At 72.3% G+C, this 17460-nt stretch carries 13 protein-coding genes and 1 pseudogene; 10 read left to right on the top strand and 4 right to left on the bottom strand.

The window, feature by feature from the left end; genetic code table 11:
- Positions 1 to 94: 94 nt before the first annotated feature.
- From ACIO3P_RS09305 to ACIO3P_RS09290, 4 genes are all read right to left on the bottom strand, one after another.
- A complete protein-coding gene (locus ACIO3P_RS09305; RefSeq protein WP_329823679.1) occupies positions 95 to 994 on the bottom strand; it encodes a carbohydrate ABC transporter permease in 900 nt (299 codons plus the stop codon).
- Positions 991 to 2169 (bottom strand): sugar ABC transporter permease, encoded by a 1179-nt coding sequence (locus tag ACIO3P_RS09300; protein ID WP_329823678.1) that lies wholly within the window; start codon positions 2167 to 2169, stop codon positions 991 to 993. Before ACIO3P_RS09300 ends, ACIO3P_RS09305 begins: the two co-directional genes overlap by 4 nt.
- A 5-nt stretch (positions 2170 to 2174) precedes the next feature.
- The gene (locus ACIO3P_RS09295; protein ID WP_401848296.1) at positions 2175 to 3425 is read right to left on the bottom strand and encodes an extracellular solute-binding protein; all 1251 of its coding nucleotides are present in this window, start codon (positions 3423 to 3425) and stop codon (positions 2175 to 2177) included.
- Between the two features lie 188 nt (positions 3426 to 3613).
- Positions 3614 to 4663 (bottom strand): LacI family DNA-binding transcriptional regulator, encoded by a 1050-nt coding sequence (locus tag ACIO3P_RS09290; RefSeq protein ID WP_401848298.1) that lies wholly within the window; start codon positions 4661 to 4663, stop codon positions 3614 to 3616.
- A 247-nt stretch (positions 4664 to 4910) separates the two neighbouring features.
- Between ACIO3P_RS09290 and ACIO3P_RS09285 the strand changes: the two genes are divergently transcribed.
- The 10 genes and pseudogenes from ACIO3P_RS09285 to ACIO3P_RS09240 all read left to right on the top strand — a co-directional run bounded on the left by ACIO3P_RS09285 (position 4911) and on the right by ACIO3P_RS09240 (position 17442).
- Entirely contained in the window at positions 4911 to 7004 is a 2094-nt protein-coding gene (locus ACIO3P_RS09285; RefSeq protein WP_401848300.1) for a glycogen debranching N-terminal domain-containing protein, read from the top strand.
- 231 nt (positions 7005 to 7235) lie between these two features.
- On the top strand, positions 7236 to 7640 hold the full coding sequence (locus ACIO3P_RS09280; RefSeq protein WP_329823673.1) for a cell division protein SepF: 405 nt from the start codon (positions 7236 to 7238) through the stop codon (positions 7638 to 7640).
- Between the two features lie 55 nt (positions 7641 to 7695).
- Complete coding sequence (locus ACIO3P_RS09275; RefSeq protein ID WP_329823672.1) at positions 7696 to 8862, top strand: ATP-binding protein; 1167 nt, start codon at positions 7696 to 7698, stop codon at positions 8860 to 8862.
- Positions 8859 to 9203 (top strand): nucleotide pyrophosphohydrolase, encoded by a 345-nt coding sequence (locus ACIO3P_RS09270; protein ID WP_329823671.1) that lies wholly within the window; start codon positions 8859 to 8861, stop codon positions 9201 to 9203. Before ACIO3P_RS09275 ends, ACIO3P_RS09270 begins: the two co-directional genes overlap by 4 nt.
- 150 nt (positions 9204 to 9353) lie before the next feature.
- Positions 9354 to 9842, top strand: a pseudogene (locus ACIO3P_RS09265) (DUF6099 family protein); the annotation flags it as partial.
- A gap of 278 nt (positions 9843 to 10120) precedes the next feature.
- Complete coding sequence (locus ACIO3P_RS09260; RefSeq protein WP_329823669.1) at positions 10121 to 11044, top strand: LLM class F420-dependent oxidoreductase; 924 nt, start codon at positions 10121 to 10123, stop codon at positions 11042 to 11044.
- A gap of 141 nt (positions 11045 to 11185) precedes the next feature.
- Positions 11186 to 12088, top strand: coding sequence for a homocysteine S-methyltransferase (gene mmuM / locus ACIO3P_RS09255; protein WP_401848303.1), 903 nt, complete (start codon positions 11186 to 11188; stop codon positions 12086 to 12088).
- Positions 12089 to 12184: 96 nt separating this feature from the next.
- The gene (locus tag ACIO3P_RS09250; RefSeq protein WP_401848305.1) at positions 12185 to 13726 is read left to right on the top strand and encodes a 3' terminal RNA ribose 2'-O-methyltransferase Hen1; all 1542 of its coding nucleotides are present in this window, start codon (positions 12185 to 12187) and stop codon (positions 13724 to 13726) included.
- A complete protein-coding gene (locus ACIO3P_RS09245) occupies positions 13723 to 16356 on the top strand; it encodes a polynucleotide kinase-phosphatase (RefSeq protein ID WP_401848307.1) in 2634 nt (877 codons plus the stop codon). The genes ACIO3P_RS09250 and ACIO3P_RS09245 overlap by 4 nt, the downstream gene beginning before the upstream one ends.
- A 354-nt stretch (positions 16357 to 16710) precedes the next feature.
- Positions 16711 to 17442, top strand: a complete 732-nt coding sequence (locus ACIO3P_RS09240; RefSeq protein ID WP_329823664.1) for a Crp/Fnr family transcriptional regulator — start codon at positions 16711 to 16713, stop codon at positions 17440 to 17442.
- The last annotated feature ends 18 nt before the right edge of the window (positions 17443 to 17460 follow it).

Below are 17460 nucleotides of genomic sequence, written 5' to 3'. Positions count from 1 at the left end.
CGCGAGAGGGACACGGGCGGAACGGGGGACGCCACCGGCCGGGCGGCGGTGATTCACCGGATCGGCCGATTACGCGCCCCCGCCGGCGCCCGCGCTACTCCTTGACGGCCCCCGAGTTGGCGCCGCTGACGAAGTACCGCTGGAAGCAGAAGAACAGCGCGGCCACCGGCAGGGTGGAGAGCAGCGCCGCCGCCAGCTTCAGCGGATACTGCGTACCGCCGCCGAGCCCGCCCGAGACGAAGCGCGCCAGACCGGTGGTGAGGGTCTCGTACTGCGCGGACTGCGTGGCGACCAGGAAGTGGGTGAACTCGTTCCACGACCCCTGGAACGACAGGATCGTCAGGGTGATCAGCGCGGGCCGCGCCATCGGCAGCACGACGGACCAGAAGATCCGGAACACCCCCGCCCCGTCGACCCGCGCGGCCTCCTCCACCTCGCGCGGCACCGATTCGAAGAACTGCTTCATGATGAAGATGCCCGCCGCGTCCACCATCAGCGGCAGGATCATGCCGGTGTACGTGTCGAAGATCCCGAAGGTGTTGAGCACCAGGAACTTCGGGATGAGCAGCGCCACCCCGGGCACCGCCATCACCGCGAGGACGAAGCCGAACAGCAGTTTGCGGCCCCGGAAGCGCAGCCGCGCCAGCGCGTACCCCGCCATCGAGTTGAACAGCACCCGCCCCGCCGTCACCAGGACCGCCACCAGCGTCGAGTTGGAGAGCCAGCGCAGGAACGGCACCCCGTCCCCGGACTCGCTCAGCCCGAACAGCCGCTGGTAGGCGGCGGTCGTCGGCGTCGTGGGCAGCAGCGCCAGCGGATGCGCGGCGGCGTCCGGGTCCGTCTTGAACCCGGTCACCAACTGGAGCGCGAACGGCAGCAGATAGAGCAGCCCCATCCCGACCACCAGCGCGTACCCCACCACGCGCAGCGGCACCGGGAACCGGGGCAGTACGGGGCGGGCCCGGTCGCGCACGCGCGTGCCCGAGGCGGTCATGGGTTCCTCCTGGTACGTCGGTTCCCCCTGGTACGGGCGCCGCGCTCGCGCAGCACCCAGCGCTGGAAGGCGGTGAGGCAGAGGATCAGGGCGAGCAGGATGAACGCGATCGCCGAGCCCTGGCCGAAGTCCGCGTTGTCGAAGCCCGCGGAGTACGACAGGAACGCGGGCGTCAGCGTCGTGTTGCCCGGGGCGCCCTGGCCCATCACGTACACCTGGTCGAAGACCTGCCAGGTGGCGATCAGCCCCAGGGTGAGGACCAGGAAGAGCACGGGACGCAGCGCGGGGAGCGTCACGTACCGCAGGAGCTGGCGCCGGTTCACGCCTTCGAGCGCCGCGGCCTCCTCCAGCTCCCTCGGGATGTCCTGGAGCGCCGCGAGGAAGATCAGCATGAAGGTGCCCGAGGTGGTCCACACGGACAGCAGGATGATCGTGCACATCGCGACCGACGGGCCCGACAGCCACTCGAACCACGAGAGCCCCATGGCGGTGTGCTCGGCCAGCATCCCGGTCGGGTGGTCCGGGTCGACGACGCCCAGGGCGCCGAGGAGCAGGGAGAGCACCCCGCGCGGGTCCGCGAACCAGTTCGGTCCCTTGACCCCGATCCACGACAACAGGGAGTTGACGGCCCCGCTGCCCTGGAAGAGGAAGAGGAAGACCGTGGAGACGGCGATGGAGCTGGTGACCGACGGGAAGAAGAACGTGGTGCGCAGCGCGCCGCGCCCACGCAGCATCTTCTGGTTGACGACCAGCGCCAGGGCCAGCGCCAGGCCGGTCTGGAGCGGCACGGTCAGCACCACGAAGTAGGCGTTGTTGCGCAGGGCGGTCGCGAAGAGGGTGCGGTCCAGACCGTCCTGGGTGAGCAGCGTCCGGTAGTTGTCCAGACCGACGAAGTCGGCGTCGGCGGAGAACGGGTTGGACTGCCCGTCCCAGTGCAGCAGGCTCACCCACAGCGCCATCAGGATCGGCAGGACGAGGAAGAGGCTGAGGACGATCACCATGGGGCTGACGAAGAACCAGCCCCAGGCGCCCTCCCCGCGAAGGGCCACGCGCGGGGCGCGGCCCTTCGCGGTCGTACCGGCCGCGCCGGGCGTGTCAGGTTCGCCCGGCGCGCCGGCGGATCGGGGTGCGCGGCTCGCGCGCACCGTACGGGGTGGCGTGGTGCGGAGGGGCATGGTGCTCAGTTGCCCTTCGCGATCGCCTGTTCGCCGTTGCGCTGGAGGTCGGCGAGGATCTTCTTCGGGTCCGCGGTACGCAGCGACTGGAGGTCGGTGTTGAACTGGCTGAGCACCTTGTCGAACCCGGCGATGGTCACCGGACCCTGCGCGTAGGCGCTGCCGTCCACCCACGCCTTGGCCTGGGGCTCCTGCGCGGCGTACGTCTTCAGCGCGCTGGTGCGCGTGGGCATGACGCCGAACGCGTCGGCGAAGGCGATCTGCTGGTCGGCGGAGGTGAGGTACTTTACCAGGTCGACCCCGGCCGTACGGTGCGCGCTGTCGGCGGCGACGCCCCAGCAGTTGCTGAAGGCGAGCGTGCCCTGGCCGGCCGGGCCCGCGGGGAGCGGGGCGACGGCGTACTTCACGTCCGGGTAGTCGGACTTCATCCCGCCGTCGAGCCAGTTGCCCTCGATGGTCATGGCGGCCTTGCCCTTGCCGAGGGCCTCGCCGCCCCAGCTCGTGTCCACCTGCTTGGCGAACTTCATCGAGCCCGACTTCAGCAGGGACCGCACGTAGGAGAGGCCCTCGGCGTTCTGCGCGGTGTCCGCCGTCATCTTCGTCTGGCCGCTGTCGGTGATCCAGCCGCCCGCCTGCTTCATGAAGACGCCGAGGCGCTGGAACTCGTCGCTGGTGACCAGGCCGGTGACGCCGTCGCCGGTGAGCTGGTCCGCGACCTTCTTCAGGTCCGCCCAGTTCTTCGGGTAGTCCTGCTCCGTCAGCCCGGCCTTCTTCCACAGGTCGGTGTTGATGGCGAGGCCGAGCGTGGAGGTGTCCTTGGGCAGGCAGACGAGCTTTCCGTCGTACGAGAAGGACGTGCGGAGCTGCTGCGAGAAGTCGTCGGCGTCGGATATCTCGTCGCCGTACGCGTAGAGCGAGCCGCCCTTGGCGTAGTTCGCGAACTGGTCGGAGTTGACGTAGAAGACGTCCGGCGGCTTGTGCCCGGCGAACGACTGGGCGAGCTGCTGGTTCATGTCCTTGGCGACCTGGACGTCCACCGTGTTGCCGGACTTCTTCGCGTACGCCGCCGCGGCCTTCTTGACGGCCTGGGTCTCGGCATCCCCCGACGTGGCGATCAGCACGGTCAGGTTCTGCTTGCCGGTGGTGTCCTGGGCGGGCGCGTTGCCGTCGGCCTTGTCGAAACCGGACGAACAGCCGGTGGCGGTCAGCAGCGCCGCGCAGGTGGCGAGGGCGGCGACGGCCGTGCGGGTGACCATGTATTCCTCCAGAAAAGATGAAATGTGCTGCTCAAGTTCGGCTGTGGACGCCGCCCGCCCGATGCGGGCGGCCGGCCGGGGAAGGTGCGTACAGGTACGTACGAGTACGTACGAGTACGTACGGTGCGTACGGGAAAAGGCCCGGGGCGGTGACGGGGCGGGCCCGCCCCGGGGGTTCGGGGCCGGGCTCAGCCGCCCGGCGGGGGCGTGCTGTCACGGATGACGAGGGACGGTTCGAGCAGGACGCGCTCGGGCGGCGCGTCGGGGGCCGCCATCCGGGCCAGCAGCAGCCGGACACACTCGCGCCCGACGGCCTCCAGGGGCTGGGCGACGGTGGAGAGTCCGGGGGAGAGGAGCGCGGCGGCCGGCGAGTCGTCGAAGCCGACGACGGCCACGTCCCGGCCGGGTACGGCGTCGCGTTCGCGCAGCGCCCGGTAGCAGCCGAGCGCGAGCATGTCGCTCGCGGCGATCACGGCGGTCGCGCCCGCGTCGAGAAGCGGCCCCGCGGCGGTGTGCGCGGAGTCCAGGTCGTCGACGCTCTGCGCCCGGCGGCCCCGTACGGGCAGACCGTGCCGGCGCATGGCGCGCTGCCACCCCTCGGCGCGGTCGTCACCGACGCCCGAGCCGCGCGGCCAGCCGAGGAACGCGATCTTCCGGTGGCCCAGGGCGACCAGGTGCTCGACCGCGGCGTCGGTGCCCGAGGCGCCGTCGACGTCCGCCCAGTCACCGATCTGCCGGCCCGACCACATCCGGCCGAAGCCCACGAACGGCACGCCACGCCTGGCCAGCCACGCCTGCCGGGGGTCGCCGCGGTCGGTGCCGCTCAGCACGAAACCGTCGACCCTGTGCAGGTCGAGCAGTTCCTCGTGGCCGTCGAGTCCGGGGCTGCCGGGCGGTGAGGCGAACAGCAGGATCCGGTAGCCGGCCTCGTCGGCGGCCCCCGACAGGGCGTGCAGGAAGCGGTCCATGACCGGGGCGGTGCTGCCGGGGGCGGTGGGGCGGATGCCGTACCCGATGAGCTTGCTGGAGCGGGTGCGCAGCGTCTGCGCGGCCCGGTGCGGGCGGTAGCCCATCGCGTCGATGGTGGCGCGGACCCGCTCCAGGGTCTCGGGCTTGAGCAGCCCCGGTGCGTTGAGGGCGTTCGAGACGGTCTGCGGGGAGACCCCGGCCCGCCGCGCCACCATGGCCAGGGTCACGGGACCCGGCTTGGACGAAGGGGGTTTGGTGGAGCGGGGCATGGCTGTCTCCGGAACCGTTCTCACGCATCGACGGGTGAATCTGGCGGGTGGATCTGTGGATCTGTGGATCGGCGAATCTGTGGATCTGTGTGGGTCTGGCGGGTGGATCTTCTGGTGACTCTACGAGTTGATTGGAGCGTTCCAATGCCATTGTCAACGAGCTGAAGTCGTCGTTAGGGTTCTTGGAACGCTCCAATGACTGAGAGGTTCTGCTCTGTTGTCCACCACTGTCAAGACCCACGACACTATGAACTCCGTCGCAGCGGCCCTCCCGGCGGCCGAAGGACTGCAACCGTTCCTGCACGACGCCTGCGTCACGCTGTACGCGCCGAGCTTCGCGATATCCCACGCGGACGGGCAGGTCCACGGCGGTGCCGACGGTTTCTACCACGGCGACAGCAGAGCCCTCGCCCGGCTGACCGTCGAGGCCGACGGCATCGGGATCGCGCCGGTACGGGGCGCCCTCGAAGGAGCGGACCGCGCGTCCTTCCGCGCGGTGCTGCGCGGTCTGGGCGAGGACACCCCGGACCCCGCCGTCACCCTGCGACGGCGCCGCCGCATCACCCCGGGGAGCCTGGAGGAGACCCTCGAACTCGCCAACGCGGGGCGGCAGCACGTCCGCGTCACCCTGATCGTCACGGCGGCCACCGACCTCGCCCTGATGGAGCGCGTCAAGCAGGGCGACGCACAGCCCGCCCTCGCCGCCACCGCCACGGACGCCGGGCTCGACTGGGCCAGGGACACCTTCTCCGTACGGCTGACCAGCGCCCCGGAGCCGGCCGCCGTCGACGCGGCGTCCGGACGGCTGACGTACGACGTCGAGTTGGCGCCCGGCACCGGATGGACCGCCGTACTGCGCTGCGACGCGGCCCACGAGGACGGCGACCAGTTCCCCGCCCCGTCGCCGGAGAGCGTGCCGTGGCGCACCCCGGTGCTGCGCAGCGCCGACCGCCGCTTCGACCAGTGGCTCGGCCAGTCGGCCGCCGACCTCGACCGGCTGCGGCTCACCGACCCGGAGCGCCCCACCGACCAGTTCCTGGCCGCCGGAGCCCCCTGGTTCCTCACGCTCTTCGGCCGCGACTCCCTGTGGGCGGCCCGTATGCTGCTGCCGCTCGGCACCGGACTCGCCGCGGGAACGCTCCGTACGCTCGCCCGCCGCCAGGGCGTGCGCACCGACCGGGAGACCGAGGAGCAGCCCGGCAAGATCCTGCACGAAGTGCGCCGCGCCGCCCAGACGTTCCACGACAGCTTCGCCCTGCCGCCCAGCTACTACGGCACCGTCGACGCCACCCCGCTCTGGATCACGCTGCTGCACGACTCCTGGCGCTGGGGGCTCGCCCCCGAGGAGGTCGAGGAGCTGCTGCCGCACGCCGAGGCGGCCCTCGGCTGGATGGCCGACCAGAGCGACGCCGACGGCGACGGCTTCCTGAAGTACGTCGACAGCACCGGCCGCGGCCTGGCCAACCAGGGCTGGAAGGACTCCGGCGACGCGATCCGGCACCGCGACGGACGCCTCGCCGCCTCGCCGATCGCGCTCTGCGAGGTGCAGGCGTACGCGTACGAGGCGGCCCGCGGCGGCGCCGCCCTGCTGCGCGCCTTCGGCCGGCCCGGCGCCGACCGCTGGGAGGAGTGGGCGGAGCGGCTGCGCGACCGGTTCCGCAGCCACTTCTGGGTGGAGGACGAGCGCGGCCCGTACCCGGCCGTCGCGCTCGACCGGGACCGCAGGCCGGTGGACTCCGTCACCTCCGGCTTCGGCCACCTGCTCGGCACGGGGCTGCTCGACCACGCGGAGAGCGCGCTGCTCGCGGCCAGGATCAGCGCGCCCGACCTGGACTCCGGGCACGGGCTGCGCACGCTGAGCAGCGACTCCGTGGGGTACAACCCGTACGGCTACCACATCGGTTCGATCTGGCCGCACGACACCGCGATCGCGGTCCACGGACTGGTCAGGGCCGGTTTCCCGGACGCGGCGGCGCCGCTCGCGGCCGGGCTGCTCACCGCGTCCGCGGGGTTCGACGCCCGGCTGCCCGAGCTGTTCGCCGGGCACGGCGCGGCGATCGACCCGGTGCCGTCGCCGTACCCGGCGTCCTGCCGTCCGCAGGCGTGGGCGGCGGCCTCGTCCGTGCTGGTCCTCCGGTCCGCGCTGGGGCTCGACGCCGATGTCCCGGGCGGCACCCTGACCGTCGCGCCCACGTTCACGGAGGCGTACCGGCCGCTGAAGGCCGAGGGGTTCGACGTCGCGGGCGGGCGGCTCGACATCGCCGTCGACGCGGACGGTACGGCGCACATCGAGGCGCCCGCCGGCCTTGAGGTGAGGAGGGAACACCTCCCGTCCCGTTGAGACGAGGGCGCGCGCGATGTGAGGATGGGCCCTGAAGGGGTACGGGGGCGGGGGCCCATCCCTCCGGATTCCTGTCCGGTGGAGCCCTGGAGCCCGGAGCCCTTCAGGGCCCTGGAGTCCGGGGGAGTCGATCGTCACACAGTCGTGGACAGCCGTGTCGCTGATGGGCCGAACGGGTGAGACGCGGGAGGATGACCTGATGCAGACAGAGCGTGCGGGCAGGGTGGTCCGGTGAGCAGGTACGGCCGTTACGACGGATATGACGCCACCGATGAGCAGTGGGAGGGCCTGGCGCAGGTCGTTCCGTTGCGGGGCCGCAACGAGTGGCCCTCGCGGGTGGACCACAGGACCGTCCCCCGGGAGCCCGCCGAGGAGCACCGGCGCTTCATCGTGCTGCGGGTCCAGGTGTTCGCGGACGCGCGGGAGGTGGCCGACCATCTCATCGCCCGGATCCCGGTGCTGCTGGATCTGACCGGCGCCGAGACCGATGTGGCCAAGCGCATCCTCGACTTCAGCAGCGGGGTGGTCTTCGGCCTCGGCAGCGGGATGCACCGGGTCGACAAGAACGTCTTCCTGCTGGCCCCGATCGGCACCGAGGTCGAGGGGATCGCGGCGGACACCATCCCCCGATCGTAGGAAGGTCCCGCAGGCGGAACGGTTCGCCGCCCGGGCCGCCGCATACGGTCCGGCCATGGAAGCCATCCGCCCCGTCCTCCTGAGGTCCGCCGCCGCCCGGCCCCGCCCCGTCGTCACCGAACTCCGGCTCTCCGCCTACACCTCGCACCGCGGGGCGGCCTTCCCGCTCGGTCCCGTGACCCTCTTCACCGGCGCGAGCGGCAGCGGCAAGTCGACCGCGCTCGCCGCGTACGAGTCACTGGCCCGGCTCGGCGCGGGCGCCACGCTCGGCGAGGTCTTCCCCGACCCGGCGGCCTGTGTCCCCGAGCGGGCCGCGGCCGACGCGCAGGGGCGGCGCGGCTTCCGGATCGGCTGCACCGTCGACGGCCCGGCCGGCCCCGTACAGCTCGACCTCGCCGTCCAGGCCGAACCCGAACTCCGCATCGTCGGCGAGCGGCTGACCGGCGGCGGGCAGACCCTGCTGGCCACGGCGCTGCGCGATCCGGGGCGGCCCTCCGTGCAGGCGGCCTGGCACACGGCGGGCGCGGTGCCCGTGACCCGCGCCCCGCTCCCCGACGACCGGCTGGGCACGGCGTTGCTGCCGCTGCGCGTCGCGGGGCGCACGGAGGGGCAGTTGCGGGTGCTCGCCGCCGCCGAGCAGACCGTACTCGCGCTGCGCTCCGTCTTCGCCTGCGACCCGCAGCCGCAGCTCATGCGGGTGCCGGTGGCCCGCGGGCAGGGGCGGCTGCGCCGGGGGTGCGGGAATCTGGCGGCGGTACTCGACCGTACCCTGGAGCACCGACAGGACCGCTGCGCCGGGCGGTTGGCGGCGGCGGCGCGCGCGGGGTGCGCGGGCCCGGTGACGGAGCTGGCCGTCGAACGGTTCGCGGACGGTACGGTACGGGCGCTGCTGGCCAGGGACGCCTCGGGCGTCCGCCCCGCGACCCCGGTGGACCGGCTCGGTGAGGGCGAACTGCGGTATCTGGCGCTGGCGCTCGTCCTGTTGACGGGCCCCGGCGTGCTGGCGGCGGACCAGCCCGCCGAGGTGGATCCGGCGCTGCGCTCCCTCACCGTCCTCGCGGACGGCTTCGACCGGAGCCTGGACCGGCGGCAGACCGGCGAACTGCTCTCCCTGGCGGCGGCGGTCTGCGCGGAGGACCGGCTCAGGCTGGTGGGGGCGGTCTCGGACGCGTCGTACGCGCGCGGGGCGGCCGGCGTGACGGTGGTAGACCTGAACCCGTGACCGAACTCGATGTGGTGGAACTGCAACGGAGACTGGCCGCGTTCGCGGCGGCGCGGGAGTGGGAGCCGTACCACACCCCCAAGAACCTGGCGGCGGCGCTGAGCGTCGAGGCGTCGGAGCTGCTGGAGATCTTCCAGTGGCTGACGCCCGAGGAGTCGGCGCGGGTGATGGCGGACCCGGAGTCGGCCCACCGGGTGAGGGACGAGGTCGCGGACGTGCTCGCGTATCTCCTCCAGTTCTGCGGGGTGCTGGGCGTCGACCCGCTCGCGGCGCTCGCCGCGAAGGTGGAGCGGAATGAGGTCCGCTTTCCGCCCAAGAGGGCTGTCGATCATGATGATTGAGGGCGATTGTCACTCTCCGGAGTGGCCAAGTTATGCACAACGAGCCTGCTGTCCACAGATTTCCGCAATGCTCTAGCTTTTTTGCTCCGATGCGCTCACTCTGGGTAGTGGAGTTCATGGGCAGGATTCTCGCGGGAATGGGGACTGCGGATGGATGCGGAACGGCTCATCGGCGTGAGCCGGCATGCCCTGGCGGCGAGCGCGGAAGAAATGGACGTCATCGCGGAGGCGTGGCAGGCACAGGCCCTCGCGCAGGCGATCGGCCATCAGTTGGCGTTGAGAGGTCCGAAGGAACTGCGAGGCGAGGCGCGGGATCTGCGCGATCTGCGCGATCTGTACGGGGACGGCGGGGGCGGCTGCGTTCCGCCGGAGATACCGGGGCTCGGCGTCGGAGCGATACGGGCGCTTCAGCTCTCGGGGGTACGGGACGTGCGGGCGGCGCTGACCGGACTCGGGGCGTTGCTGGGTGAGGTGGGCATCGCGCTGGTCGCGGTGGCGTGTGCGACGGACGAGGAGGCTCTGTACTGGCAGTGCATCGAAGCGATCGACGCGGCGGACGAGTCGAACGACCGGGTGGGTGGGATGCTGCGTCGGCTCCTCACGCAGGAGCGTGAGAGGGAACGGGTGATCGAGCGGGAGCGGGACCGGGAGGAGGAGCGCGTCTGGCCGAGCGAGTGGCGGCGCGAGCGGGGATGGGACGGGATGCCGGCCGGAGGCCGTGACCGGGGACGTGCCGGGGATCACATTCCGGAGCGTGTCCCGGACCGAGTCGGGGACCGGGGCGCGGACCATGGCGGGGATCACGGACGGGAGCGGGGCAGAGGACGCGGCAGGGAGGAGGCGGCCGACTCGCCGGTGGGGCCGCTCTGACGAGGGACGTCGGAGAGGCACCCCGCGCGAAGGTGCAGGATGGAGCCATGGATCTGCGCATCTTCACCGAGCCCCAGCAAGGGGCGAGCTACGACACACTGCTGACCGTGGCCAAGGCCACCGAGGACCTGGGCTTCGACGCCTTCTTCCGGTCCGACCACTATCTGCGGATGGGTTCCGTGGACGGTCTTCCCGGGCCGACCGACGCCTGGATCACCTTGGCGGGGCTGGCCCGGGAGACCAAGCGGATCCGGCTGGGCACCCTGATGACGGCCGGGACGTTCCGCCTCCCGGGCGTCCTGGCCATCCAGGTCGCCCAGGTCGACCAGATGTCCGGCGGCCGGGTCGAACTGGGGCTGGGCGCAGGCTGGTTCGAGGAGGAACACAAGGCGTACGGGATCCCGTTCCCCAAGGAGAAGTTCGCCCGGCTGGAGGAGCAGCTCGCCATCGTGACGGGGCTGTGGGCCACCGAGGCCGGCCAGACCTTCTCGTACGACGGCACGTACTACCAGCTCACCGACTCGCCCGCGCTGCCCAAGCCCGCGCAGCGCAAGGTGCCGGTGCTGATCGGCGGGCACGGCGCGACGCGCACGCCTCGGCTCACCGCTCAGTACGCCGACGAGTTCAACATCCCGTTCGCCTCCGTCGAGGACACCGAGCGGCAGTTCGGCCGGGTGCGGGACGCGGCCGAGAAGGCGGGGCGCGCGGCGGACGACCTCGTGTACTCGAACGCGCTGGTCGTGTGCGTGGGCAAGGACGACACGGAGGTGGCCCGCCGGGCCGCCGCCCTCGGACGGGAGGTGGAGGAGCTGAAGGCGAACGGGCTGGCGGGCTCGCCCGCGGAGGTGGTCGACAAGATCGGACGGTACGCGGCCGTCGGTTCCTCGCGGATCTACCTCCAGGTGATGGATCTGGACGATCTGGACCATCTGGAGCTGATCTCCTCGCAGGTCCAGTCGCAGTTGAGCTGAACCACCCGTACACGCCGGTGCGCCCGGCCGGGGGCGCCCCCGGCCGGGCCCGGCCCGCCCGATCCGTCCGGCCCTCCCGGCCCGCCCGATCCGCCCGCCCGCCCGCCCGATCGTCCGACACACCTGAGTCCTGGAGCCACCGTGAAGCCCGCCCGCACCCTCGCCGCCGCACTCGCCGAGGGGACCGTCGTCCTCGACGGCGGTCTCTCCAACCAGCTCAAGGCGCAGGGCTGCGACCTGTCCGACGAGCTGTGGTCGGCGAGGCTCCTCGTCGACAGCCCCGAACAGATCGAGGCCGCCCACGCGGCGTATGTGCGTGCGGGCGCACAGGTGCTCATCACCTCCAGCTATCAGGCGACGTACGAGGGGTTCGCACAGCGCGGCGTGGGCCGGGAAGAGGCGAGCGCGCTGCTGGCCCGCAGCGTGGAGCTGGCCCGCGACGCGGCCGAGGTGGATCCGCGTGAGGTGTGGGTGGCCGCCTCGGTGGGCCCGTACGGCGCCATGCTCGCGGACGGCAGCGAGTACCGCGGGCGGTACGGGCTGTCGGTGGCGGAGCTGGAGCGCTTCCACCGGCCGAGGATCGAGACCCTCGCGGCGGCAGGCCCCGATGTGCTGGCACTGGAGACCGTGCCGGACGCCGACGAGGCGCAGGCGCTGCTGCGCGCCGCCGAGGGGTGCGGGGTGCCGGTGTGGCTCTCGTACTCCATCGCGGGGGAGCGCACCCGCGCCGGCCAGCCGCTCGCCGAAGCCTTCGCCCTGGCGGCCGGCAACGCGGCGGTGATCGCGGTGGGCGTCAACTGCTGCGAGCCCGGGGACGCGGACCGCGCCGTGGAGATCGCCGCCGAGGTGACGGGCAAGCCCGTCGTCGTCTATCCGAACAGCGGCGAGGAGTGGGACGCGGTGGCGCGGGGCTGGCGCGGGGACCCGGCGTTCGACCCGTCCCGGGTGCGCTCCTGGCAGGCGGCGGGCGCGCGACTGGTGGGCGGGTGCTGCCGGGTCGGCCCGGCCGAGATCACCGAACTCGCCGGATTCACCGGGCGCTGACGGCGGAGGGCGAGCGGCCCCGGCGGGGGAGGGGGCGGTGGCGCCCGCGGGGAAAACCCCTCGTGGTGGCGGGCCGACCGGGCAATACTCGATCGGGTGTTCCTGACGATCAGTACCACCGGCACCCCAGAACGCCCCGCTACCGACCTCGGGTTTCTGCTGCACAAACATCCCGACCGGGCGCAGACGTTCTCCACCTCCCATGGCACCGCCCATGTGCTCTACCCCGAGGCGTCCGCCGAGCGCTGCACGGCGGCGCTGCTGCTGGAGATCGATCCGGTGGCGCTGGTCCGGCGGGGCAAGGGGAAGGGCCGGGGCGGCGCCCCCGACGCGGCGCTCGCGCAGTACGTCAACGACCGCCCCTACGCGGCCTCCTCGCTGCTCGCGGTCGCGCTGGCCACGGTGTTCAAGAGCGCGCTGCGCGGCGTCTGCGCCGCGCTGCCCGAGCGGGCCGCGAGCCCGCTGCCGCTGCGGATCGAGATCCCCGCGGTGCCCGCGAGCGGCGGCGCCGAACTGGTCGGCGCGCTCTTCGGACCGCTGGGCTGGACCTCGGTGGAGGCGCGGCCGGTGGCGCTGGACGAGCGGTTCCCGCAGTGGGGCGAGTCCCGTTACGTACAGCTCGTCCTGGAGGGCGAACTGCGGCTCGCCGACGCGCTGCGCCAGCTCTACGTACTGCTGCCGGTGCTCGACGGCGCCAAGCACTACTGGGTCGCGCCCGACGAGGTGGACAAGCTGCTGCGGGCGGGCGAGGGCTGGCTGGCCGGCCACCCCGAGCGGAAGCTGATCACCAGCCGTTATCTCGCCCGCCGCTGGGGGCTGACCCAGGAGGCCATGAACCGGCTCGAACTGGTCAGGCTCGCCGAGGCCGACGACATCGAGGTCGAGGCGCTCGACAACGCGGTCGAGGTGGACGTCCCCGCCGAAACCCCTGACGAGGCCGCCGCAGTCGCCGCAGACGACGCCGGTGGTGAGGTGGCCGAAGCCGGCGACGCCCTCGCGAAGGCGCCCTCGCTCGCCGCACTGCGGCGCGCCGCGATCCTGGCCGCCCTGCGTGACGCGGACGCGAGCACGGTGCTCGACCTGGGGTGCGGCCAGGGGCAGCTTGTCCAGGCGCTGCTGAAGGACCCGCGGTTCACCCGTGTCGTCGGTGTGGACGTGTCCGTACGGGCGCTGACGGTGGCCGCGCGCCGGCTCAAGCTGGACCGCATGGGGGAGCGCCAGGCCGAGCGTGTCTCGCTCGTCCAGGGCGCTCTCACGTACACCGACAAGCGGATCGCGGGCTACGACGCTGCCGTGCTGAGCGAGGTCGTCGAGCATGTCGACCCGCCGCGGCTGCCCGCCCTGGAGTACGCGGTGTTCGCCGCGGCCCGGCCGCGCACGGTCGTGGTCACCACACCGAACGCCGAGTACAACGTGCGCTGGGAGACCTTGCCCGCCGGGCACGTGCGCCACAGCGACCACCGCTTCGAGTGGACCAGGGCGGAGTTCCGGGCCTGGGCCGAGGAGGTGGGGCGGCGCCACGGCTACGGGGTGACCTATGTCCCCGTCGGGGACGACGACCCGGAGGTGGGACCGCCCACACAGATGGCCGTCTTCGCCGGGAACACGACGAACGAGAAGGAGGGGAAGACCGGATGACCGGCGAGAACGACAGTCCCATCGAGAACGCCAGCGGGAGCGACAGTGGGAAGGGGAACGAGAACGGGATCGACGGTGGGACCGTGGCCACCGGCGGCCCGCGCGCACCTCGCCTCCTCCCCGTGCCCGACCTCTCCCTCGTCGTGCTGATCGGGGCCACCGGATCCGGCAAGTCCACCTTCGCCCGCAGCCGGTTCAAGCCCACCGAGGTGGTCTCCTCCGACGTCTGCCGCGGCCTGGTCGCCGACGACGAGAACGACCAGAGCGCGAGTGGCGACGCCTTCGACCTGCTCCACTACCTCGTCGGCAAGCGTCTCGCGGCCGGCCGGCTCACCGTCGTCGACGCCACGAACGTGCAGGCCGACAGCCGCAAGCGGCTCGTACGGCTCGCCCGCGAGCACGATGTGCTGCCCGTCGCGATCGTGCTCGACCTGCCCGAAGAGGTGTGCGCCGCGCGCAACGCGGCCCGTCCCGAGCGCGCCGGGATGCCCCGCCGGGTGATCAAGCGTCACCGCGGCGAGCTGCGCCGCTCGCTGCGCGGACTGGAGCGCGAGGGCTTCCGCACGGTGCATGTCCTGCGCGGCGAACGGGAGGTGGAGGGCGCCGAGATCGTCCTCGAACGCCGTTACAACGACCTCCGCCACCTCACAGGCCCCTTCGACATCATCGGTGACATCCATGGCTGCCGCTCGGAGCTGGAGACGCTGCTCGAAAAGCTTGGTTACGTCGACGGCGTCCACCCGCACGGACGGACGGCCGTCTTCGTCGGCGACCTGGTCGACCGGGGCCCCGACAGCCCCGGGGTGCTGCGCCGGGTGATGGGCATGGTCGGATCGGGCAGCGCCCTGTGCGTCTCCGGAAACCACGAGAACAAGCTCGGGCGCCGGCTCAAGGGGCGGAAGGTCCAGCTCACGCACGGACTCGCCGAGACGGTCGAGCAGTTGGGGACGGAGGACGACGCGTTCCGCGCGCGGGTCGGGGAGTTCGTCGACGGGCTCGTCAGCCACTACGTACTGGACGGCGGCGCACTGGTGGTCTGCCACGCCGGGCTGCCCGAGAAGTACCACGGCCGGACCTCGGGCCGGGTCCGCTCGCACGCCCTGTACGGGGACACCACGGGCGAGACCGACGAGTTCGGCCTGCCCGTGCGCTACCCGTGGGCCGAGGACTACCGGGGCCGGGCGGCTGTGGTCTACGGCCACACCCCCGTACCGAACGCCTCGTGGCTCAACAACACGCTCTGCCTGGACACCGGAGCGGTCTTCGGCGGCCGGATGACCGCGCTGCGCTGGCCCGAGCGTGAGCTGGTCGACGTACCGGCCGAGCGGGTCTGGTACGAGCCGGCCAGGCCGCCGGCCACCGAGGCGCCCGGTGGCCGGGAGGGCCGGCCGCTGGACCTCGCCGATGTGCACGGCCGGCGGATCGTGGAGACGCGCCACATGGCGCGCCTCGCGGTGCGCGAGGAGAACGCGGCGGCGGCCCTGGAGGTGATGAGCCGTTTCGCGATCGACCCACGGCTGCTCGCCTATCTGCCGCCCACCATGGCCCCGACGGCCACGTCGCACGAGGAGGGCTTCCTGGAGCACCCGGCCGAGGCGTTCGCGCAGTACGCCGCGGACGGCGTCGCGCGGGTCGTGTGCGAGGAGAAGCACATGGGTTCCCGCGCGGTGGTGCTGGTCTGCGAGACCGCGGCGGTGGCCGAGGCGCGCTTCGGGGTGCGCGGAGCCACGGGCGCGCTGCACACCCGTACCGGGCGGCCGTTCTTCGACGACCCCGAGGTCACCGAGGAGATCCTGGGCCGGCTGCGGACCGCCGTGACCGCCGCGGATCTCTGGCGAGAACTGGACACGGACTGGCTGCTCCTGGACGCCGAGCTGATGCCCTGGTCGCTGAAGGCGACCGGCCTGCTCCGTACCCAGTACGCGGCGGTGGGCGCCGCGGCGGGCGCGGCGTTCCCCGCGGTCACCGGCGCCCTCGAAGCCGCGGTGGCCCGGGGCGTACCGGCGGCCGGACTGCTGGCGGCCCAGCGCGAACGGGCCGCAGACGCCGCCGCGTTCACCGAGGCGTACCGGCGGTACTGCTGGACCACGGACGGTCTGGACGGTGTGCGTCTGGCGCCCTTCCAGCTCCTGGCCGCGCGGGGCCGCAACCTCGCCGGTGAGCCGCACGACCGCCAGTTGGCGTGGCTGGACCGGCTGGTCGAGCACGACCCGGCCGGGCTGCTCCAGGTCACCCGGCGGCTGCTGGTCGACACGGGCGACGCGGACTCGGTGCGCGGCGGGGTGGACTGGTGGCTGGAGATGACGGAGCGCGGCGGCGAGGGCATGGTCGTCAAGCCGCTCCAGGCACTGGTGAAGGACGCGAAGGGACGGCTGGTCCAGCCGGGGATCAAGGTCAGGGGCCGCGAGTACCTGCGGATCATCTACGGTCCCGAGTACACCCGGCCGGAGAATCTGACGCGGCTGCGCGGCCGGTTCCTCGGCCACAAGCGCTCCCTCGCGCTCAGGGAGTACGCCCTCGGCCTGGAGGCCCTGGACCGGCTGGCCGACGGTGAACCGCTGTGGCGGATCCACGAAGCGGTCTTCGCCGTGCTGGCCCTGGAGTCGGAACCGGTGGACCCGAGGCTCTGAGCCGCGGGAGGACCGAGGCTCTGAGCCGCGGCGACGCAGGTTGTCCACAGGGAGGGGGAGGCACTGTCAGTGCCTCCCCCTACGGTGTTTTCCAGGCACGGAGGCGAACACGTGTACCACATTCACCGCCGTCCTGAAATCGATCCTGCCATTCCGTCGGTAACAGGAGGTTTTGAGGAGCATCATGGTCGAGTTGACGGGGCTGTGACGAGGTCCTAACGTTTCGTCCCCGTCAGTTGACCCGTAGTCAAAAGTCTTACGGTCAAGGCGACTTGGCGCAAAACAAAGGCACCTTGTGGCGGCTGTTACCGGTGTGACGGCTGTCCGGAAAATGCAATTCTCACGGGGGTGAGTATGAGCCTGTTCGAGCGTAATCGTTCCTTCCTTGACGCCCTCACCCCCCAGGACCGTGCCGCCCTGCTCGCCCTCGGCTCGCTCCGGACCTACGCCCCGGGCGAGGCGATGCTCAGGGAGCGGGACACGACGACCTTCGTCCTGGCCCTGCGGTCGGGCTGGTCCGTCGTCTCCGTCGACACCGACCGGGGCGCCCGGCTCATCCTCGCGCTGCGCGGCGCGGGCGAAGTGGTCGGCGACCTGGCCGCGTTCGACCAGGGGCCACGCAGCGCGACCGTCACCGCGCTCGGCCGGGTGGAGGCCACGGCCGTCTCCGGCGAGCGGTTCCGCAGCTTCCTCGCCGCGCGACCGCACGCCACCTCACTGATCATGCGCCAGCTCAGCGCCCGGCTGCGCAGCGCCGACGTCGAACGCCGCTCGCTGGCCTCCGGCTCCGTCCTGCAACGCCTCGCCGCCCGGCTGGTGGAGCTGACGGAACGGGTCGGGCGCCCGGGCAGCGACGGCACCGTGGTCGAACTGCCGCTGCCCCAGCACGACCTGGCGGCGGCGATCGGCGCCACCCGGGAGGCCGTCGCCAAGGCGCTGCGCCTGCTGCGGGAGCAGGACGTCGTACGGACCGGCAACCGGCGGCTCACGGTCACGGACATACAGGTGCTGCGGCTGCTCGCCGACGGGCGGCAGTCGCAGCGGGCTCGTGCGGAACGGCCGGAGAAAACTCCTCCGGCTGTGTAAACGGCTACATCGCCCGCC

The sequence above is a fragment of the Streptomyces sp. NPDC087310 genome (assembly GCF_044744405.1).
Lineage (GTDB): Bacteria > Actinomycetota > Actinomycetes > Streptomycetales > Streptomycetaceae > Streptomyces.
Note: the sequence above shows the minus strand (reverse complement) of the source record. Positions and strands in the feature narration are given on the sequence as shown.

What these genes read in the sequence shown, in the direction of transcription:
- ACIO3P_RS09300 (WP_329823678.1), bottom strand. Translation starts at nt 2,169, where the DNA reads ATGCCCCTCCGCACCACGCCACCCCGTACGGTGCGCGCGAGCCGCGCA.
- ACIO3P_RS09295 (WP_401848296.1), bottom strand. Translation starts at nt 3,425, where the DNA reads ATGGTCACCCGCACGGCCGTCGCCGCCCTCGCCACCTGCGCGGCGCTG.
- ACIO3P_RS09260 (WP_329823669.1), top strand. Translation starts at nt 10,121, where the DNA reads ATGGATCTGCGCATCTTCACCGAGCCCCAGCAAGGGGCGAGCTACGAC.
- ACIO3P_RS09290 (WP_401848298.1), bottom strand. Translation starts at nt 4,663, where the DNA reads ATGCCCCGCTCCACCAAACCCCCTTCGTCCAAGCCGGGTCCCGTGACC.
- ACIO3P_RS09285 (WP_401848300.1), top strand. Translation starts at nt 4,911, where the DNA reads ATGAACTCCGTCGCAGCGGCCCTCCCGGCGGCCGAAGGACTGCAACCG.
- ACIO3P_RS09275 (WP_329823672.1), top strand. Translation starts at nt 7,696, where the DNA reads ATGGAAGCCATCCGCCCCGTCCTCCTGAGGTCCGCCGCCGCCCGGCCC.
- ACIO3P_RS09245 (WP_401848307.1), top strand. Translation starts at nt 13,723, where the DNA reads ATGACCGGCGAGAACGACAGTCCCATCGAGAACGCCAGCGGGAGCGAC.
- ACIO3P_RS09240 (WP_329823664.1), top strand. Translation starts at nt 16,711, where the DNA reads ATGAGCCTGTTCGAGCGTAATCGTTCCTTCCTTGACGCCCTCACCCCC.
- ACIO3P_RS09305 (WP_329823679.1), bottom strand. Translation starts at nt 994, where the DNA reads ATGACCGCCTCGGGCACGCGCGTGCGCGACCGGGCCCGCCCCGTACTG.